Raw genomic sequence first — 17,560 nt, 5'->3', positions numbered from 1 at the left:
CGCGGAAACACCGCAGGAAGCGGTCACGCATCAGGCGCCTCCCGGCACAGGGGGCGGCACACCCACAACTCGACCTGCTCGGTGACCTCGCCCCCGCCGTACGTCAGCTCGACGGTGCCAAGCAACTGGTCCGCGCGGAGCGGTTTCCGACACAGCGCGCAGGTCCATCCCTGGGACTGGCGGAACGTCAGCTTCTGGGGATCCACGGAGGCGAGCAGGGCGGGCAGAAGCTCCGCGTTCGGGGTCCTCTCGGCGACTTGGGAGCCGGCCATCAGTACCTCGTCACCGGACGCATGGGAGCCGGCCGAATCCGGGCGCTCTCCGGGAAGTACGCGGCGTGCGGCGGGCAGGCGTAGATCGTGTCGCCGCCGAGGCTGCCGCCGTGCTCTTCGCCGACGATGACCGGCTCGTCCGTCGGCAGCTGGCAGCGGAAGCACAGCTGCCGCCCCTCGATCAGGGCCCCTGGTACGAGGGCGAGGGGAGCGTCCGCCTCGGCCTTCTCGAACTGCCACCGACCCGGAATACACCATGGCCGACATGCTCCACGTCGGCATCAACAACGGCACCAACCCGCAAGGACTCCTCGACATCCTCCGCAAGGCCCGAGCCCAACGGCTGAACCGGTAACGCAGACACCCAGCGAAGAGCACGGCGGCCCCGGCCCCAACCGGGATGGCGGGTCCTCCGCGTCGAGGTCCTCGCCGAGCAGGTCGGACAGGGGCGATACCGCCTGCCTCAGTGCGAGCACGGAGGGGGTATCACCATCGGAGCGCACTTCAAGGGTAGTTGGCTGTCCGACTGGCACGGACGTCTCGACGTCCAGCGCGCCGGCCAGCTGGTTCAGCGTGGAAAGCCGCGCCGTCAACCGCCGGTTCTGCTCAAGCTTCCGCACCCCCGCCAGGTGGATGGTCCATCCACGCTACGCCGCTGGGGGCGCGGTATACGAGTCTGTCCACCTGGCGGGTGATGACATGACATCACCAAAGCCCCCTCGTCCGGCCCGAAGGCCAGGCGAGGGGGCGAGACCGACCCGTCTCGCTGAAGGGCGAGCCATTCTCGGTCTACCTGAACCATCCGGTCGCGTGTCTCAGTCAACCTTGGTCATCTGCCGATCTGCCGCTGAGGCCGGCGGCACTCGGGCAGGGATGTCGGTCAGGCGACGCAAAGTGAACGGCTCCGCCAGAATCTCCTCCAGGACCGCGGCGACGTGCTTGAAGTGCGGCAGCGAGAAGTGGTGCTCCAGGGCCTCACTGTCGGCCCACTCCTCAATGATGACCATGCGGTCGGTACGGCCGGCGTCGGTGAAGGGCTGGTAGCCGAGGCAGCCTTCCTCGGCCAGTGACAGTTCGACCATCGCGTTCAGCTCCGTACGCAGACGCTCCTCCTGGCCCGGCTTGGCGGTGAAGTCGGCGATGATGGTGAGCGTGTTCGACATGAGGTTGCTCCTGATGCGTCATCGTTCTCGACGGGCTTTGTTCGCGAACGCCACTCATCCTGAGTGCTGGGCACCCCTCCACCCAGGGTTCCGATCAGCCGGGGTCGGCCCTGCCTGGGTCTGTCAGAACCAGGCAGAACCGGCCCGTCCTGGCGCACACTGAAACGCATGGATCGCGCACAGCAGCTCAGCGAGTTCTTGAAGGCCCGGCGGGCGCGCCTTCGCCCGGAAGAAGCCGGCGCGAACGACTTCGGAACCCAGCGGCGAGCGCCAGGGCTTCGCCGCGAGGAACTCGCTCTGCTTGCCGGAGTGAGCGTCGACTACTACACCAGGCTGGAACAGGGGCGGGCACGCCACGTCTCCACCGAAGTGCTCGATGCGGTCGCCCGTGCACTGCGGCTGGACGACGACGAACGCACCCACCTGCACAACCTCGCCACACCGGCCGCAAGGCGCACGCGTTCCGGGCGTCCTCAGCAGGTCGGTGCCGAGATGCGTCAGGCTCTGGAGGCGCTCAACACCGTCCCGGCTTACATCATCGGCCGCCGCCTGGACATCCTCGCCTGGAACGAGCTGGCCCGAGTGCTGATCGCCGACTTCCCCGGCCCTGCCGACGATCGAGCGGAACATGGCCCGGCTGGTCTTCCTCGACAGCGGGGCGAAGGACCTCTATCCCGATTGGGAGTCCAAGGCCCGCGACACCGTCGCCAACCTCCGGTTCGACGCCGGTCGCCACTCGGACGACCCCCAGCTCGTCAGTCTGGTCGGCGAACTGTCCCTGTACAGCGAAGACTTCCGACGCCTGTGGGCTGGTCACCATGTCCGCGGCAAGACCCGCGGCCGCAAGCGTTTCGCCCATCCCCTCATCGGCGAACTCGCCCTCGACTACGTCGCCATGCGAGCCCCGGACGACCCGGACATGACCATGATGATCTACAGCGCCCCGGCAGGATCCGAAGCGGAAACCTCGCTCGGGCTCCTTGCGGGTCTGACCGAACACACGTTGCCGACCGCTCACACATCCGCAAGCGAACGCAGAGCGTCCTGACACCGGCGTCTCAAAGAGCCTGGGCGCCATCGAGTGCTCAGCCAGCCGCGACCTGTTGGAGCGCGCCACCTCGGCCGGGTCCACCGAGAGGCGCCGACGCCGTCTTCACGGCCACCCAGTCCTCAACGTACCGGCAATGCGGTCTGGATCCGCTGGCAGCCGGCTGGAGGGGCGGCTCCGGCCTCCCGCGGGAACTCCCCCTCGACTGCCGAAAGTGCCGCCGCCCGGGTGCTCGACGCCGACTACCGCGTTCATCGCGGCCGCAGCAACATCGGGCTGCGGCTGCGCGTACGTCCATGTCGCTGGGGCCTCTGACCCGCAGAGCCCCCAACGGCATGCACGCAGGACTACTGACTTACCAGTACAACTGCGATGTCTCATACGATTCGGGGTGAGGCGGGATCGGTGGATGACCCTCGTACGACGCCGGCTGCTGGAGGGGCTCGTACGGTGCCGGTCGCGGAAGGCTGCCGGGGACCTGCGGAGGCAGATCGTCGCTGCGCGTCTGTGCCCCTGCCGGGGCCTGGAGGCTGCCGTACCGCTCCATGCGCTGCCATCTCAGCCGGGAGCCCGACACGGCGGTGAAGACGGACTGGATCACCACCAGGTACATCAGCTGTCGGTAGACGAACTGCTGCAGCGGCAGGCTCCACAGCGGGCCGGGCCTTTCTCCGTCCAGGCCGAACGCGTACAGGCCCATCAGGAGTTGCAGCAGGAGGAAGGTCAGCCAGAGTCCGATGGTCCGGACCGGGTCGAGGAAGAGCAGCCCGTAGAGGGCGATGATGTCCACGACGGGTGCGAGCAGCGGCAGCAGGACCTGGAAGAGCAGCAGGTAGATGAGGCCGCGGCGGCCCAGTTTCCCGGCGGCGCCGCGCTGCACCAGCGCGCCGCGGTGCTTCCACATAGCCTGCAAGGTGCCGTAGCACCAGCGGTACCGCTGCCGCCACAGGGCGTTCAGTGACGCGGGCGCCTCCGTCCAGGCCACCGCGCCCTCCTCGTACACCACACGCCAGCCGGCCCGGCACAGCGCCATGGTCAGGTCGGTGTCCTCGGCGAGGGTGACGTCGCTGACGCCGCCGAGAGCCAGCAGCGCCCGGCGGCGGAACGCGCCTACCGCTCCGGGGACGGTCGGCATGCACTCGGCGAGGTCGAACAGGCGGCGGTCGAGGTTGAAGCCGACCACGTACTCGATGTGCTGCCAGCGGCCCAGCAGGCCACCGCGGTTGACGACCTTGGCGTTGCCCGACACGGCGCCCACCCGGGGGTCGGCGAAGGGCTGCACGATCGTGCGGACGGTGTCGGTTTCGAAGACCGTGTCACCGTCGACCATGACCACCAGGTCGTAGGTGGCGGCAGCGAGTCCGGTGTTGAGTGCGGCGGGCTTGCCCGCGTTCTGCTGGCGGATCACCCGCACCGGCAGGTGGAGCGACTCCACCAGGTCGGCGGTGCCGTCGGTGGAACCGTCGTCCACCACGATGATCTCCCCCGGATGGTCCGAGGCGAGCAGTGAGCGCACGGCCGCCTCGATCCCGGCGCTCTCGTTGTACGCCGGGACGATGACACTGACCGGTTCGGTCACCGGCGGCCCCCAGGACCGGCCCCACCACCCCGTCCGCAGCCGCCGGTGCCGGCGGGCCGCGATCAGCACGACCGCCGCGCGCAGCACGCTGATCACTCCGGCCGCGCACATCAGCACGCCCAGCAGCCACACGACCCAGTCCCCGACCCGCAGCAGCCCGATGAGCGCCATCCCCTGCAGATGGTCGCCGAACCCGGCGCGCTGGACGGGCCCGGCCATGCCGACCGCGGCACCGACTGTCGCGAACCTGAAGCCATGCGCCTTGACCCGTGGGATCAGGGCGCTCAGCGCGGCGACGGTCTGTGACCGGTCACCGCCGGCGTCATGCATCAGCACGATCTGCCCCGCGTGGCCGCGGGGGGTCGCGTTGGCGAGGATGCGGTCCACACCGGGGCGCTGCCAGTCCTCGGCGTCCTGTGTGGAGAGCACCGCGACATAGCCTGCCGCGTCGGCCTGCTTGAGGACGGACCAGTCGGCGTCGTCCAGCGCGTCGTTCTTCGCGGAATACGGCGGCCTGAGCAGTGCGGTGGTGACCCGTGCGGCGCCGGCCAGCGCCAGCTGCGTCTCCCGCAGTTCCAGGGAACGCTGCCATGGGGCGAGGCGGGCCAGGTCGGGATGGGTGAAGGTGTGGATGCCGATCTGGTGGCCCTCGGCGACGATCCGGCGGACCAGCTCCGGGTGGGCCACGACCTGGGTTCCGACGACGAAGAACGTCGCGTGCACATGGTTGCGGCGCAGTACGTCCAGGATGCGCGGCGTCCAGACGGGGTCGGGACCGTCGTCGAAGGTGAGCGCGATGGTGCGGTCCTTGACCCGAGCGGTGTGCGCAGCGCCGGCGGCGTCCGCGATCACGGGACCGCCGTGGGCCACCCGGCCGGGCACCACCCCGCTCGGGCCACGGGCATCGGTCACGGCGTCCGCTGTGATCCCGAACATGTGGTGGGTGTACCCCTGCAACAGGAGGGCCATCGACAGGGTCACCGCGAGCACGCTCAGCAGGAGCCAGTGGGCACGGGGTGTGATCTGGCGCGTGCGGCCGCGGCGGCGGGCACGAGCGGTGCGGCGTCGGCGATCGCTCACGTCAGAGCCTTGGATCACTTCACGGGCTTGTGGGACGAGCCGAGGGCCCGCCCGTGGGAGGAGCGTGCGGGGGCGGCGGTCGAGGCCGACGAGGTGGTCGAGGTCGGAATGGCGGTCGTGGTGGGCACAGCCGTGGGCCGGGACGCAGCCGCCGGGGCGGTGGAGGCCGCCGACCGATCAGTGGGGCTGGGGGCCTTGGGTACCGCGGCGTCGGAGTTCTTCTGCGCCGCGGTGGGCCTCGGCGTCGAGTGTCCGGTGCCGGACGAGGAGTCGGGTGCGGCCGCCCCGGGCGCGGCCGGGTGCGTGGAGTCCGCGTGCGGAACGAACGGAGAGCTGATGCTGGGGCCGCCCAGCATCGTGCTGATCAGCAGGGCGACATAGCCGCCGGCTGGGATCACCAGCAGCCGGGCGGCGCGGAGCACGCGGCGCTGGCGTCGCCCAGAGGAATCGACGAAGACGGGCCGCGCGGACTCACTCTCGGACGTACCCGGTTCCGGGACGGGGTTGCCGGGTGTGTCGCACACCGGGAGCTGCGCGGTGAGGACGTCACCGTGCGGGAGGACGTGACTGTGCGGGAGGACGTGACCGTGCGGGAGGACGTGACCGTGCGGGGAGTCCCACGCCGTCGGGGTGTGACCCGTCGGGTGCCTCCACTGCGCGGGCTGCACCCCGTGCCAGGGCGGCGAGGCGGTGGCGGTGGTGACGCCCCCGCCGTACTCGTGGCCGTAGGCGTACTCGTGGCCGTAGGCATAGGTGTAGCCGGGGCTGCCGTACGGATCCTCGCCGTACCCTGCTCCGCTTTCGTCTGTCCACCGCACGAGTCGTGTCCCCTGTCCTGGCCGACCGGTGCGGTCGCCCACATGGAAAGAGCGAACGCGGCCGGAAGTGTTACACCTGGGCCTCACGGGACCTACAAAACCCCCGAAGAGGGCGATCAAGACAAGGAGTGAGCAGCGGGCCGATAACGCACCCCAGGCCGGCAACCACTTCACCACCGCGTCGCCGCACTCGGCCGCGTGTGCGTAGAACGCCCCCAGCTCTTGGTCCGCCGCGGCGAACGGTCGCGCTGTCGCGCAGTGCCGGGGGCGGCACCGCTCGCAGACGCAGGTACGCACTCATACCAGGAGGAGCGCACCGCGGCGCCGAAGCATTGTGTGGCTGTGGGATCCGGCCCGCTGTGCCATCACCGCCTCGCCCGGGACGGCTCGCTGCGGCTGCTGTGCCGCGAAGCGATGGCGAGCGCACCGGAGCGCAGGCATCGGCGGACGCGGTGAGATCCGTGATCCACGCCCGGCCGCCCACCGGCGGTCCGATGCGCATGGGCGGCCGGGAACCCGTGCAGTGGGCGGGTTCCCAGCCGCCCCTTCCCTCTCCGCGCGGCTCACCGGGGGGAGTCAGCGGCAGCACGGAGAGAGGTCCGGCGGTGTCGGCATCCGGCGGGAGTGCGCACCGGACCGGTACCGACCCCGGTATTCAGCCAGCGCACGAGGTACGCGAAACGTCACCCGGCCGGGACAGCGCCGTTCACCGGAGCCGCCGTGCCGGTCCTCTCGCTACGGCGGATGCACGGCCGGACTCCGGCGACGACGTGAAGACCTGGGGCGTTGTGACACTTCTCTGACGGCGGACGCTGTTCACCACGGGCCGTCGATGCGACCGGAGCGCGGCGGACGACACGGATCGCTATGAACCCGGTGCGAACGAGGACAGTCTTGGGCCAGGCACGGCAACCCCGGCGCATACAGGCATGCGACGGGGAACTGGGCGCTGCCATCGCGCGGGCCCAGGACGGCGACGAGGCCGCTTTCGCGTTGGCCTACCGGATCGTGCAGCCGGGCCTGCTGGGCTATCTCCACGGGCTGGTCGGCAACGACGCGGAGGACGTGGCCTCCGACGCCTGGCTGGAGATAGCCCGCGACCTCGGGCGTTTCAAGGGGGACGGGGCCGGGTTCCGTGGCTGGACCGCGACCATCGCCCGGCACCGGGCCCTGGACCATCTGCGCCGCCAGCGCGTACGGCCCCGGGCCGGCGGGACCGAACAGGACGTATTGCACCTGCCCGGACCGCACAACACCTATGACCAGGCCCTGGAGTCTCTCTCCACCGAGCGGGCCCTGGAGCTGGTCCGCGGGCTGCCACGGGACCAGGCCGAGGCGGTGCTCCTGCGGGTCGTCATGGGCCTGGACGGTCCGGCCACGGCACGCGTCCTCGGCAAACGTCCGGGAGCGGTGCGCACGGCCGCGCACCGGGGCCTGAAACGCCTGGCCCGCCAGCTGGGCGTCGGCGGCAAGGCGGATGCGGATGTGACGGATGAGGCTTCCCGAACGCTGGGGGAGTCGAAATGAACGACGCGGGCACCAGCAGGCAGCCGGGAAGCGCCAGGCCCGCCACCTCGAACGAAACAGCCAGGCAGGAACGGAAGCGAACATGGGTGAACGACTGAGCGGCGACGGAGTTCCGGTCCGTCACCGGCATGGGCACCCTGACGGAACCGTGTCCGGTCCGCCGGACGTGCAGGACTCCGCCACGCTGGAAACGGCGCTGACCGCCGCCCTACGCGCAGACCACCTCGACCCCAGGGCCGAGCAGCAGGCCCTGGCCGCCTTCCGGTCCGCCGCCCACGGCAGCACGGGCGCGCGCCGGGCGCGTACCCGGCGCTGCGACGACTGGCGCCGGCCCGAGGAGCGGCGCATACGGCGCCCGATGCGGATGACATTCGGCGTGGCGTTTGCCAGCCTCGCCCTGGGCGGCGTTGCGGTCGCGGCCATCGGTTCCGCCGACCGAGCCGACACCGGCCGGGGAACCACGCACCCATCGACGGCCGCCTCGGACCAGCCGGGCGGCACGGCCTCGTCGGCGTCCTCCGACCGCCCCGAACCGACGGACCACCCCTCCCGCGCCCAGGACACCGAGGCTCACTGCCGCGCCTACGAGCAGGTCGGGAAGCACGGCAAAGCACTCAACGCGACGGCCTGGCAGCAGCTCGTCACGGCCGCCGGCGGACAGGACAAGGTCGCCACGTATTGCTCCGAGCAGCTGACGCGGGCTACGGCCACCCCGAACAGGACCACCGGCGCGGGCAAACCCGGCAAGGGCCCCGCGAACGCCGACAGCGGCGCAACGGGGGACACCGGCGCGTCCGGCAACGGCACGTCCGGCACCGGCGCATCCGGTGCCGACCCCGGCGGTACGCACAATGCGACCGGGAACGGCCAGGTTAGCGGCGGGACGGGACAGGCAAGCGGCGGGACGGGCAGCGGAAAGCACCAGTAGCCCCGCGCCGTACCCCATCCGTGCCCCGTCCTGGCGGGGGGCTCTGTGTAGGGCGCAGTTGCTGATCACGATGCGCTCGCGGATACCGATCACGCGGAAGCCAGCCCTGCGACGGAGGCCGTGGCTTGCGACGATCAAGGGTCCGAAGCCGACGTCAGTGACGTCTACTGCTGACCTCAACAGCGGACGGCGGCAGATCAGGACGGCGTGAACTCGTACTGGAGCTCGTAGAGGTGGCCCGCCTTGGCCATGACCGTGGCTTCGATGGGGCACTCGCCGTCGCTGTAGACCACGCGCAGTGTCCGTAGCACCGGCAGACCGCCCCCACCTGGACACGCCCATCTCACGAAGATCGAGCGGCGGAAGCGCTCTTCGCGCAGTCGGCGGCCGCGGCCCGTCAGCCGATCCACGTCCCCGTCAGGCCCAGCACCGCCGAGCCGTCCACGTCCGTGAGCTTGATGGCGGTGAAGTCGCGGGCCCAGTCGGAGGTCTGGAGGCGGAAGGCGGGGGTGTCGGCGGTGAGGGCTTCGAGGACGGTGCGGGCCGCCTCGGCCGGGGTCTGGGCGCCGTTGAGGAACTGGGCGGCGGTGCGCTCCAGGTAGGCCCGCAGAGTGGGGGCGTACGCACCGGCGGCGGCGACCTCGGCGTCCCGGTCGAGGTTGATGTTGTTGACGAACTCGGTGGCCACCGCGCCCGGTTCGACGACCGAGACCGTCACGCCGAGGGCCGCCGCGACCGGAGCCAGGCTCTCCATGTAGCCCTCTACCGCGAACTTGGCGGCACAGTACGCCTCGTTGAAGGGCTGGCCGATGACGCCGCCGACGCTGGAGACGGTGATCAGGCGGCCGCTGGAGGCGCGCAGGTGCGGGAGGGCGGCCTTGGAGAGGTGGAGGACGCCGAAGAAGTTGACCTCCATGACCTCGCGGACGTCGGCGACGGTCTCGTTCTCGAGGGTGCCCAGGTGGCCCGCGCCCGCGTTGTTGATCACGGCGTCCAGGTGGCCGTAGTCGGCGATCACGGCGTCGACCAAGGCGGTGGCGGCGGCTTCGTCGGTGACGTCGAGGCGGCGGATGTCGAGCTCGACGCCCGCGTCCACGGCCGCCTCGCGCAGGGCGTCGGCGCGGCTCGGGTCGCGGAGGGTCGCGACGGTGCGCCAGCCCGCCTGGGCCGCGGCCACGGCGGCGGCCAGGCCCATACCGGACGAGGTGCCGGTGATCACGACGACCTTGGAGTCGGTGGTGGGGGCGGTCTCGGAGGGGGCGGCGAGGGACATACGGGGGGCCTTTCCTCGGGGCCGCCGACGGCGACCAGCTTATGTGCGTGCACACACACCTTAAACATTGCGTGTGTGCACACGCAACCCGGGTATGCTCGGGCCATGGCACAGCGCAAGCTCACCCAGGCGGACATGCCCGTCGCCGATCACGCCTTCTACGGGCTGGTCTGGGCCGGAACCGTGCTCACCGAACGTGTGGACCGCGCCCTGGTCAAGGGGCACGATCTGCCGGTCTCCTGGTTCGAGGTGATGCTCTGGCTCGCCTCCAGCCCCGACCCGGTCCCCGCGTCCGTGCTCGGCAACAGCACCATGCTCAGCCGCAGCCAGGTCTCACGCGTGATCGACGCCCTGCGGAACCGCGGACTGGTCACGCGTACGCCCGCCGCGCATGACGCCCGCTCCGTGGAGATCAGCCTCACTCCCGAGGGCCGCCGGCTCTTCGAGGAGGCCGACGCCACCCGCCGCGCCTGCCTCGCCCCCGTCTTCACCGACATCCTCGACGAGGACGACCTCACGGCCCTCAGCCAGGTGTGGAAAAAGCTCAAGGAAGAGAAGCTCAAGGAAGAGAAGCTCAAGACGGAGGGGCTCAAGACGGAGGAGCTCAAGAAGGCGAAGGAAGAGGGCTGAGCGGAGGCCGGGGAAACCCGGGTGCGCACGCGGTCCGCGCGTCGCCATGATGGCGATCATGAGTGGATACGCGGGGGAGCCGGACCGGCTCGGTGAGACACGGCTGAGCGACGGACGGTCGCTGGGGTGGGCCGAGTGGGGGCCGTCGGACGGCGTGCCGGTGGTGTTGTGTCCCGGCGCCGCCACCAGCCGGTGGCTGGGGTTCGGGAGGGATGTCGTCGGGGCGCTCGGGGTGCGTCTCATCTCCGTGGACCGCCCCGGGATCGGGGCCTCGACGCCCGCGCCCAGCCGCACCTTCTCCGATGTCGCCGCCGACCTCCGGCAGCTCAGCGACGCGGGTGGGCTCGGCCGCCCGGCCATGGTCGGGAACTCGCAGGGCGCTCCGTTCGCGCTCGCCTGCGCCGTCGAGGGTGGAGCCTCCGCGCTGGCCGTTGTCTCGGGTGCGGACGAGGTCGCCGCGCCGGAGTTCGCGGCCGCCCTGCCGGAGGAGGTACGCGGCCTCGTGGAGCGCACCGCCGCCGACCCGGACGGGGCCGAGGCGTTCTTCGCGGGCTTCACCGCGGAGGCGATGCGGGGGATGGTGCTGGGCGGTGCGCCCGACTGCGATCTGGCCGTCTACCAGGATCCCCGCTTCGACGCCGCCTACCGCCGGGCTCTGGACGAGGGGTTCGCCCACGACGCGGCCGGTTACGCCCGCGACACCGTCCTGGCCATGGGGCGGTGGCCGTTCGACCTGTCGAGGATCGAGGTACCGGTCGAGATCTGGTACGGCGAACGGGACACCAGCCACTCCCCCGACAACGGGGCCCTCCTCACGTCCCGTATTCCCGGCGCCCACCGCCGCGTTGTGCCCGGGATCGGTGGTGCGCTGCTGTGGACGCACGCCGAGCCGATCCTGACCGCGCTGCTGGAGAAGGTGGAACGGGCCGCCACCGGGAAAAACACCTAGAAGGGCGGTCGGCGGCACACCTACCCTCGGTCCCATGCCGCCCGCGAAGACCTCGTACGTCTGCCTCCCCTGCCGGGCTTCCTACAAACAGCCGCGGGACGCCCGCCATCCCGAACGGCGCTGTCCGCGCTGCGCGGAGCCGCTGATCCATGTCGGGGCCGCCTTCGCGCCGCCCCCGCGCCGGGACACCGAGGGGTGGCGGACGCTCTCGCTGCTGCTGCACGCGGGCATCCGCTTCCCCATGGGGTGCTGCGGCGGACCGGGCTACCGGCCGCGCACGATGGCCGAGGTGCGGGAACGGATGGCGTACGCACGGGACAGCGGTGAGCCGTTGGCCCGCGCGCTGGTACGGGCGGAGGTGCCGTGGTCCGCGCCGAGCGGTCGGCGGGGGCGGGAACGGGGGCGGGGACGGGGACGGGGACGGGAACGGTCGCGATGAGAGGTGTCCCCGGCGGAACTGATCTTTGAGTCAGTCGGGGTACGAAGAGCCACCGACGTCAATTAGCTGGCATTCCTCTTCCTAGCGGGCATACGCGACACTCGTCCATTGCGCTTATCTCAACGCGTCCGTACGGTGACGGCCATGCAGCAGCAGTCCGGCGCCGAGGTGGCCGCACGCGTTCGCCAGGTGATCGACGAAGTCGGGTGCAGCCAGCGGGAGTTCGCGCGGCGGATCGTGATGGACCCGTCCAAGCTGTCGCGCTCGCTCGGTGGCAGCCGCCGGTTCACCATCGCCGAACTGGCCCGGATCGCCGACGCCGGGAACGTGGACGCGGGATGGCTGCTCGGCACCGCGACGGCCACCGAGTCCGCCGAAGCCTCTGAGCCCGCTGTGGCCGTCCCCTCCGTCAAGGCTCACTCGGCTCCGCGGCCGGTCGCCGTCGCGCCCGAAGGGGGACGGCCGTTGCAGATCGTGCGGGAGACGGTGCGGCTCATCGCCGAACACGGCTTCCACGCCGTCCGCGTCGCCGACATCGCCGCCGCCTGCGACACCAGCACCGCCGCCATCCACTACCACTTCCCCGGCCGCGCCGAGCTGCTGGAAGCCGCGGTGCGCTGGTGCATGGACGAGGACACCGCGCGCCGCGCCGCCCGGATCGCGGAGGCCGACGACGCGTACGAGGAACTGCGGCAGCTGATCGCGCTCCAAGTGCCGTACACCGTGCAGCAGCGCAGGCAGTGGCTGGTGTGGATGGACCTGTGGGCCGAGGCCGCGCGGTCCACGGCGATCGGGCGACTGCACGCCGACTTCTACCGGCAGTGGCGGCAGACCGTCGCCGAGGTGATCCGGCGCGGAATCGCGCAGGGCGTCTTCCGGGGCGTCGACCCGGAGTCCGGCGCGGTACGGCTGACCGCGCTGATGGACGGGCTGGCGGCGCAGGTGCTGGCCGCCGCCCCCGGTGAAGGCGGTGCGGCGGGCGTCGGGATGAGCGCCGAGGCCATGCATGCCGCGTGTGGCGACTACGTGGACACCGAGTTGGCCGCCGGGGGATGCGTCCCGTCCGGCACCGGCACCGGACCCTCCCCCGCCGTTACGGACACAGCCGCACCGCACCCCGCCGACGGGCCCTAGGTTCCGGTTCCGCAGATTCGGAGTGATACCCATGCCCATGAACGAGAGTGTCATCATCACCTGCGCCCTCACCGGCGCCGGTGACACCGTGGGCCGCAGTCCCCATGTCCCCGTCACCCCCGCGCAGATCGCCCGGTCCGCCGTCGAGGCCGCCGAGGCCGGGGCCGCCGTGGTCCATGTTCATGTCCGGGATCCCGAGACCGGCGCCCCCGCCCGTGAACCACGGCTGTACCGCGAGGTTGTCGAGCGGGTGAAGGAGACCGGGACCGACGTGGTCATCAACCTCACCGCGGGCATGGGCGGTGACCTGGTCATCGACCCCGAGCAGCCGCTGAAGCAGCTTCCCGGTACGGACCTGGTGGGGGGTCTCGAGCGGCTACCGCACGTCGAGGAGCTGCTGCCGGACATCTGCACCCTCGACTGCGGTTCGCTCAACTTCGGCGACGGCAGCAACCTCTACGTCTCCACCCCCGACATGCTGCGCACCGGCGCCAAGCGCATCCAGGAGCTTGGCGTACGGCCCGAGTTGGAGATCTTCGACACCGGGCAGCTGTGGTTCGCCAAGCAGCTGCTGACCGAGGGGCTGCTCGACGATCCGACCGTCTTCCAGCTCTGCATGGGCATCCCCTGGGGCGCCCCCGCCGAGCCCGGCGTCCTCAAGGCGATGGTCGATCTGCTGCCGGAGGGCGCGCAGTGGGCCAGCTTCGCGCTGGGCCGGATGCAGATGCCCTGGGTGGCGCAGTCGATCCTGCTCGGCGGCAACGTCCGGGTCGGGCTGGAGGACAACCTCTACCTCAGCCGCGGCGTCAAGGCCACCAACGGCCGGCTTGTCGAACGTGCCGTCCACATCACCGAACTGCTGGGCGCCCGGGTCGCCGCACCCGACGAGGCGCGGCAGCGGCTGGGGCTGAAGCCCCGCGGGTGATGCCCCGCTCCCCCACCCCCCACCACCACTCCCGTCCCCCACTGTGAGGAACCACGTCCCCATGCCCCCTCCCCCCTGCCCGCCCGACGGCGTTCGGCGGGTCGCCTGCATCGGCGCCGGAGTGATCGGCGGCGGCTGGGTCGCCCACTTCCTGGCGCGCGGCTACGACGTCACCGCCTGGGATCCGGCCCCCGACGCCGAGGACAGGCTGCGCCGTCTGGTCACGGCCGCCTGGCCCTCGCTCGAGCAGATCGGTCTCGCCGAGGGCGCCTCGCCCGACCGTCTGACCTTCGCCGCGACACTCGGTGAGGCCGTGGCCGAGGCACAGTTCGTCCAGGAGAGCGCTCCCGAGAAGCTGGAGCTGAAGCGGCGGCTGCTGGCCGAGCTGGACGCCGCGACGCCCGCGGGTGTGGTCATCGCGTCCTCGACCTCCGGCTATCCGATGACGGACATGCAGACCGAGGCCGCCGACCCCGGCCGCCTCGTCGTCGGCCACCCCTTCAACCCGCCGTATCTCATCCCCCTGGTCGAGGTCGTGGGCGGTCAGCGGACGGATGCCACGGCCGTCGGCTGGGCTTCGCGCTTCTACACCGAGGCCGGGAAGTCCGTGATCACCATGGACCGTGAGCTGCCCGGTTTCATCGCCAACCGCCTTCAGGAGGCGCTGTGGCGGGAAGCCCTGCACATGGTCGCCGCCGGTGAGGCGACGGTGCGGGAGATCGACGCCTCGATCACCGAGGGGCCGGGGCTGCGGTGGGCCTTCATGGGCCCGTGTCTGACGTTCGCCCTCGCGGGCGGCGAAGGCGGGATGGCCCATATGCTCGACCATTTCGGGCCCTCGCTGAAATCGCCCTGGACCCGTCTGGAGGCGCCGGAGCTGGACGAGGCGCTGCGTACGGCGATGGTCGAGGGCTGTGAGACGGCGGCCGACGGCCGCAGCATCGCTCAGCTCGTCGCCGAGCGCGACCAGGGCGTCATCAATGTGCTGCGGGCCACCGGCCGGCTTCCGCGGCAAGGCGGCAGCACCGGCGACACCGGCGACACCGCGAGCACCAACCGCAACACCGGCGACACCGCCAACCCCAGCAACATCAGCACCGCCAGCAACACCAGCCCGCTTCCGCGGCAAAGCACCACCCACGCGCCCCAGGGAGGCGACTCATGAGCACCCCGCTCCCCGACTACCAGCAGACCGTCCGGCCCGAATGGATCGACTACAACGGCCATATGAGCGAGGCGTTCTATGTCCTCGTCTTCGGCCACAGCACCGACGAGATGATGGTCGAGACCGGGCTCGACTCCAGCTATCGCGCGAAGACCGGCTACTCGCTCTACACCGTGGAGTCGCACATACGGTATCTGCGCGAGGTCGAGGAAGGCGCCGAACTCACCATCCGGACCCGGGTGCTGGGGGTGGACGAGAAGAAGGTGCGGTTCTCGCACGAGATGCACGTGGGCGAGCCGGACGGGGCGCCGGTCGCCACGACCGAGCTGCTCGCTGTGCACACGGACCAGAAGCAGGGGCACGCCGCCCCCTTCCCGGACGAGGTGCGAGAGCGGCTTTCGGCCCTGGTCGAGAAGGCACCGGAGTGGGCGGGGCAGGCCATCGGCCCGGTCCCGGCGGAGCCGGCGTGAGCGACGCGGCTCCCGGCGCCGCCGCCCGGCGCTGACTGCTCGGACGCCCCGGACCCGGCACCCGCCGATCCGGGGCGTCCGGCGTTCCGGAAGCTCCGGGGCGAGGTTGAATGGCAGGGGAGAACCGCCCACCCCCGCGCACGCGACACCCGAGGAGCAGCGCCATGGCGGACGCAGCGAACGGCGACGGCTGGAGCGTCGAGCTCAGCGGGGTGCCCGAGACCTCGCTGTGGAACCTCTATATGCGGGCCGCCGAGGCCCGTCGCCCCCGGCGGGTACTCGACGATCCCAAGGCCGTGGAGCTGGTCGACCGTATCGACTACCCCTTCGCGGAGACCTTCGGCCCGGCCGCGCCGCTGCTGGCGCAGGGCCAGGCGCTGCGGGTCCGTACCTTCGACAGCGCCGTACGGGCCTTCCTGGACGAGCATCCGGAGGGCACGGTCGTCACGCTCGCCGAGGGTCTGGAGACGCAGTACTGGCGGGTGGACAACGGGCGGGCGCGCTGGCTGTGCGTGGAGCTGCCGGAGACCGCCGAGGTACGCCGCGCCCTGCTGCCGGACGACGACCGGCGGCGCACCCTCGCCCGCTCGGCACTCGACCTGTCCTGGCGGGACGAGGTCGATCCGTCGCGCGGGGTGCTGATCACCGCCCAGGGACTGCTGATGTATCTGCGGCCGGTTGAGGTGCGGGATCTGATCGCGGGGTGCGCAGAGCGGTTCCGGGGCGGGACGCTGGTCTTCGACGCGGTGCCACGCTGGTTCAGCGCCCGCACGATGCGCGGCGAGATGCGTACCGCGCAGGGCTACCGGACACCGCCCATGCCCTGGGGCATGGACGCGGGTGAACTGCCCAAGGTGCGCACCGCCCACCCGGCCATCACCGAGGTGCGCGAACTGCCCCCGCCGCGCGGCCGTGGCGTGTACCACGGGGCGGTGGCCCCGCTGCTCCGCCGACTGCCCGTGGTACGGAACCTGCGCCCCACGATGACGGTGCTCACCCGCTTCGGCTGACGGAGTGCGCAGGGAACGCCCGAACAGCGCCTCGTCCGTCGTCGCGGTGTCCTGGGCACGGGCGGCACCCTCACGGCCGAACGCCGTGCCCATACTCACGCCGCGTGACCGGAGCGGGTCCCGCGGCCAACCGGCTCACGAGGGGCGCAGGCGGCAACCCGGAAGGTGCGTCCAGAATGGACAGGTGAGACCCCCGATGGACATCGCCACCCGCTATCAGCCCTGGCTGCCGTCCCCGTTGCAGGACGTACACGACGAGTGGCCGGCCGGCCGGGGCGTGGAACTACGGCTGAAGCGGGACGACCTCATCCACCCCCTGGTACCGGGCAACAAATGGCGCAAGCTCACCCCTAATCTGCGGGCGGCCGTCGAGCAGGGCCACACCCGGGTGCTCACCTTCGGCGGCGCGTACTCCAACCACCTCCGCGCGGTGGCCGCCGCCGGAGCCGCGTACGGGCTGTCCACGGTCGGAGTCGTCCGGGGTGACGAACTGGCGGACGCGCCGCGCAACTGGTCGCTGGCACGGGCCGAGGCGCACGGTATGGAGCTGGCGTTCCTGGACCGTACGGGCTACCGCGCGACGCTGCGCGCGCTGGACGATCCGGCCACCCGGCGCGCGCTGGAGGAACGGTGGGGGCGCTGCTGGGTGCTGCCGGAGGGCGGTACGAACGTCCTGGCCGCACGGGGCGCCGCGGAGCTGCCCGCCGAACTGCCGGATCTGGGCGAACGCGACGTCGTGTGCTGCGCGGTGGGCACCGGCGGCACACTGGCGGGAATCGCCGCCGGACTGCCGGACGGCGCACGAGCACTGGGGGTCGCCGTGGTCCGGGGTGCCCGGTATCTGGACGACGAGGTGACACGGCTGCACGAACAGGGGTGGGGGCGGTCGTTCGGCAACTGGCGGATCGACCACGACCACCACGGGGGCGGCTACGGCCGGGTCCCCGCCGAACTGGACGCCTTCGCGGCGGCGTTCGAGGACCGGCACGGGATCGCCCTGGAGCGGCGGTACGTGGCGAAGGCGCTGTGGTGCGTGTACGACCTGGTGGAGCGCCGGGCGCCGGAGCCCGGCACCCGGATCACCGCCGTGATCACCGGCCCCCCGGATCCGGTCACCTCCGACGGGTAGGACACCGGCCGGGGACGAGTG

Annotated in this window: 17 protein-coding genes and 2 pseudogenes; 13 read left to right on the top strand and 6 right to left on the bottom strand. The window is 71.4% G+C overall.

The genetic code is table 11. The annotated features are described in order from the left end of the window. Positions 1-23 precede the first annotated feature (23 nt). On the bottom strand, positions 24-272 hold the full coding sequence (locus JK363_RS22970; protein ID WP_236076025.1) for a hypothetical protein: 249 nt from the start codon (positions 270-272) through the stop codon (positions 24-26). An 815-nt stretch (positions 273-1,087) separates the two neighbouring features. Further along, complete coding sequence (locus JK363_RS22965; RefSeq protein WP_201876887.1) at positions 1,088-1,435, bottom strand: putative quinol monooxygenase; 348 nt, start codon at positions 1,433-1,435, stop codon at positions 1,088-1,090. Between the two features lie 168 nt (positions 1,436-1,603). Between JK363_RS22965 and JK363_RS45175 the strand changes: the two are divergent. Then, positions 1,604-1,801: pseudogene (locus tag JK363_RS45175) on the top strand (helix-turn-helix domain-containing protein); the annotation flags it as partial. 168 nt (positions 1,802-1,969) lie between these two features. Beyond that, positions 1,970-2,878, top strand: a complete 909-nt coding sequence (locus JK363_RS45170) for a hypothetical protein (RefSeq protein WP_504752136.1) — start codon at positions 1,970-1,972, stop codon at positions 2,876-2,878. Here the strand turns inward: JK363_RS45170 and JK363_RS22955 are convergent. Together JK363_RS22955 and JK363_RS22950 are read right to left on the bottom strand one after the other, a co-directional pair. Next, entirely contained in the window at positions 2,839-5,031 is a 2,193-nt protein-coding gene (locus JK363_RS22955; RefSeq protein WP_236076041.1) for a bifunctional polysaccharide deacetylase/glycosyltransferase family 2 protein, read from the bottom strand. The two genes, JK363_RS45170 and JK363_RS22955, sit on opposite strands and share 40 nt — an antisense overlap. 125 nt (positions 5,032-5,156) lie before the next feature. Then, on the bottom strand, positions 5,157-5,960 hold the full coding sequence (locus tag JK363_RS22950; protein ID WP_201876885.1) for a hypothetical protein: 804 nt from the start codon (positions 5,958-5,960) through the stop codon (positions 5,157-5,159). A gap of 894 nt (positions 5,961-6,854) precedes the next feature. Between JK363_RS22950 and JK363_RS22945 the strand changes: the two genes are divergently transcribed. Both JK363_RS22945 and JK363_RS22940 read left to right on the top strand, forming a co-directional pair. Beyond that, the gene (locus JK363_RS22945; protein ID WP_201876884.1) at positions 6,855-7,487 is read left to right on the top strand and encodes an RNA polymerase sigma factor; all 633 of its coding nucleotides are present in this window, start codon (positions 6,855-6,857) and stop codon (positions 7,485-7,487) included. A 148-nt stretch (positions 7,488-7,635) separates the two neighbouring features. Beyond that, positions 7,636-8,415 (top strand): hypothetical protein, encoded by a 780-nt coding sequence (locus tag JK363_RS22940; RefSeq protein ID WP_307821831.1) that lies wholly within the window; start codon positions 7,636-7,638, stop codon positions 8,413-8,415. Between the two features lie 197 nt (positions 8,416-8,612). On the opposite strand, the pseudogene JK363_RS22935 reads toward JK363_RS22940, so the two are convergent. Then, positions 8,613-8,738: pseudogene (locus tag JK363_RS22935) on the bottom strand (GntR family transcriptional regulator); the annotation flags it as partial. A 74-nt stretch (positions 8,739-8,812) separates the two neighbouring features. Then, positions 8,813-9,688 carry an SDR family NAD(P)-dependent oxidoreductase gene (locus tag JK363_RS22930; RefSeq protein WP_201876882.1) on the bottom strand — a complete coding sequence of 292 codons (876 nt, stop codon included), beginning with the start codon at positions 9,686-9,688 and terminating at the stop codon, positions 8,813-8,815. 105 nt (positions 9,689-9,793) lie between these two features. On the opposite strand from JK363_RS22930, the gene JK363_RS22925 reads away from it, so the two are divergent. From JK363_RS22925 to JK363_RS22885, 9 genes are all read left to right on the top strand, one after another. After that, a complete protein-coding gene (locus JK363_RS22925; protein ID WP_201876881.1) occupies positions 9,794-10,318 on the top strand; it encodes a MarR family winged helix-turn-helix transcriptional regulator in 525 nt (174 codons plus the stop codon). 58 nt (positions 10,319-10,376) lie between these two features. Next, positions 10,377-11,267 carry an alpha/beta fold hydrolase gene (locus JK363_RS22920; protein WP_201876880.1) on the top strand — a complete coding sequence of 297 codons (891 nt, stop codon included), beginning with the start codon at positions 10,377-10,379 and terminating at the stop codon, positions 11,265-11,267. Positions 11,268-11,301: 34 nt separating this feature from the next. Beyond that, entirely contained in the window at positions 11,302-11,706 is a 405-nt protein-coding gene (locus JK363_RS22915) for a deoxyxylulose-5-phosphate synthase (RefSeq protein WP_201876879.1), read from the top strand. 144 nt (positions 11,707-11,850) lie between these two features. After that, positions 11,851-12,840 (top strand): TetR/AcrR family transcriptional regulator, encoded by a 990-nt coding sequence (locus JK363_RS22910; RefSeq protein ID WP_201876878.1) that lies wholly within the window; start codon positions 11,851-11,853, stop codon positions 12,838-12,840. 31 nt (positions 12,841-12,871) lie between these two features. Further along, positions 12,872-13,765, top strand: coding sequence for a beta-keto acid cleavage family enzyme (locus JK363_RS22905; RefSeq protein WP_201876877.1), 894 nt, complete (start codon positions 12,872-12,874; stop codon positions 13,763-13,765). 61 nt (positions 13,766-13,826) lie between these two features. Then, positions 13,827-14,930 carry a 3-hydroxyacyl-CoA dehydrogenase NAD-binding domain-containing protein gene (locus tag JK363_RS22900; RefSeq protein ID WP_201876876.1) on the top strand — a complete coding sequence of 368 codons (1,104 nt, stop codon included), beginning with the start codon at positions 13,827-13,829 and terminating at the stop codon, positions 14,928-14,930. Further along, entirely contained in the window at positions 14,927-15,400 is a 474-nt protein-coding gene (locus tag JK363_RS22895; protein ID WP_201876875.1) for a thioesterase family protein, read from the top strand. The genes JK363_RS22900 and JK363_RS22895 overlap by 4 nt, the downstream gene beginning before the upstream one ends. A 164-nt stretch (positions 15,401-15,564) precedes the next feature. Further along, on the top strand, positions 15,565-16,410 hold the full coding sequence (locus JK363_RS22890; protein WP_201876874.1) for a class I SAM-dependent methyltransferase: 846 nt from the start codon (positions 15,565-15,567) through the stop codon (positions 16,408-16,410). A gap of 184 nt (positions 16,411-16,594) precedes the next feature. Further along, positions 16,595-17,539 (top strand): 1-aminocyclopropane-1-carboxylate deaminase/D-cysteine desulfhydrase, encoded by a 945-nt coding sequence (locus tag JK363_RS22885; protein ID WP_307821830.1) that lies wholly within the window; start codon positions 16,595-16,597, stop codon positions 17,537-17,539. The last annotated feature ends 21 nt before the right edge of the window (positions 17,540-17,560 follow it).

This window comes from Streptomyces coffeae, from assembly GCF_016741875.1.
Taxonomy (GTDB): Bacteria; Actinomycetota; Actinomycetes; order Streptomycetales; family Streptomycetaceae; genus Streptomyces; species Streptomyces coffeae.
This window is presented reverse-complemented; position numbering and strand designations above follow the sequence as displayed.

Coding starts and splice junctions, on each gene's coding strand:
- JK363_RS22970 (WP_236076025.1), bottom strand. CDS start 272: ATGGCCGGCTCCCAAGTCGCCGAGAGGACCCCGAACGCGGAGCTTCTG.
- JK363_RS22965 (WP_201876887.1), bottom strand. CDS start 1,435: ATGTCGAACACGCTCACCATCATCGCCGACTTCACCGCCAAGCCGGGC.
- JK363_RS22955 (WP_236076041.1), bottom strand. CDS start 5,031: ATGGCCCTCCTGTTGCAGGGGTACACCCACCACATGTTCGGGATCACA.
- JK363_RS22930 (WP_201876882.1), bottom strand. CDS start 9,688: ATGTCCCTCGCCGCCCCCTCCGAGACCGCCCCCACCACCGACTCCAAG.
- JK363_RS22925 (WP_201876881.1), top strand. CDS start 9,794: ATGGCACAGCGCAAGCTCACCCAGGCGGACATGCCCGTCGCCGATCAC.
- JK363_RS22920 (WP_201876880.1), top strand. CDS start 10,377: ATGAGTGGATACGCGGGGGAGCCGGACCGGCTCGGTGAGACACGGCTG.
- JK363_RS22915 (WP_201876879.1), top strand. CDS start 11,302: ATGCCGCCCGCGAAGACCTCGTACGTCTGCCTCCCCTGCCGGGCTTCC.
- JK363_RS22910 (WP_201876878.1), top strand. CDS start 11,851: ATGCAGCAGCAGTCCGGCGCCGAGGTGGCCGCACGCGTTCGCCAGGTG.
- JK363_RS22905 (WP_201876877.1), top strand. CDS start 12,872: ATGCCCATGAACGAGAGTGTCATCATCACCTGCGCCCTCACCGGCGCC.
- JK363_RS22900 (WP_201876876.1), top strand. CDS start 13,827: ATGCCCCCTCCCCCCTGCCCGCCCGACGGCGTTCGGCGGGTCGCCTGC.
- JK363_RS22895 (WP_201876875.1), top strand. CDS start 14,927: ATGAGCACCCCGCTCCCCGACTACCAGCAGACCGTCCGGCCCGAATGG.
- JK363_RS22890 (WP_201876874.1), top strand. CDS start 15,565: ATGGCGGACGCAGCGAACGGCGACGGCTGGAGCGTCGAGCTCAGCGGG.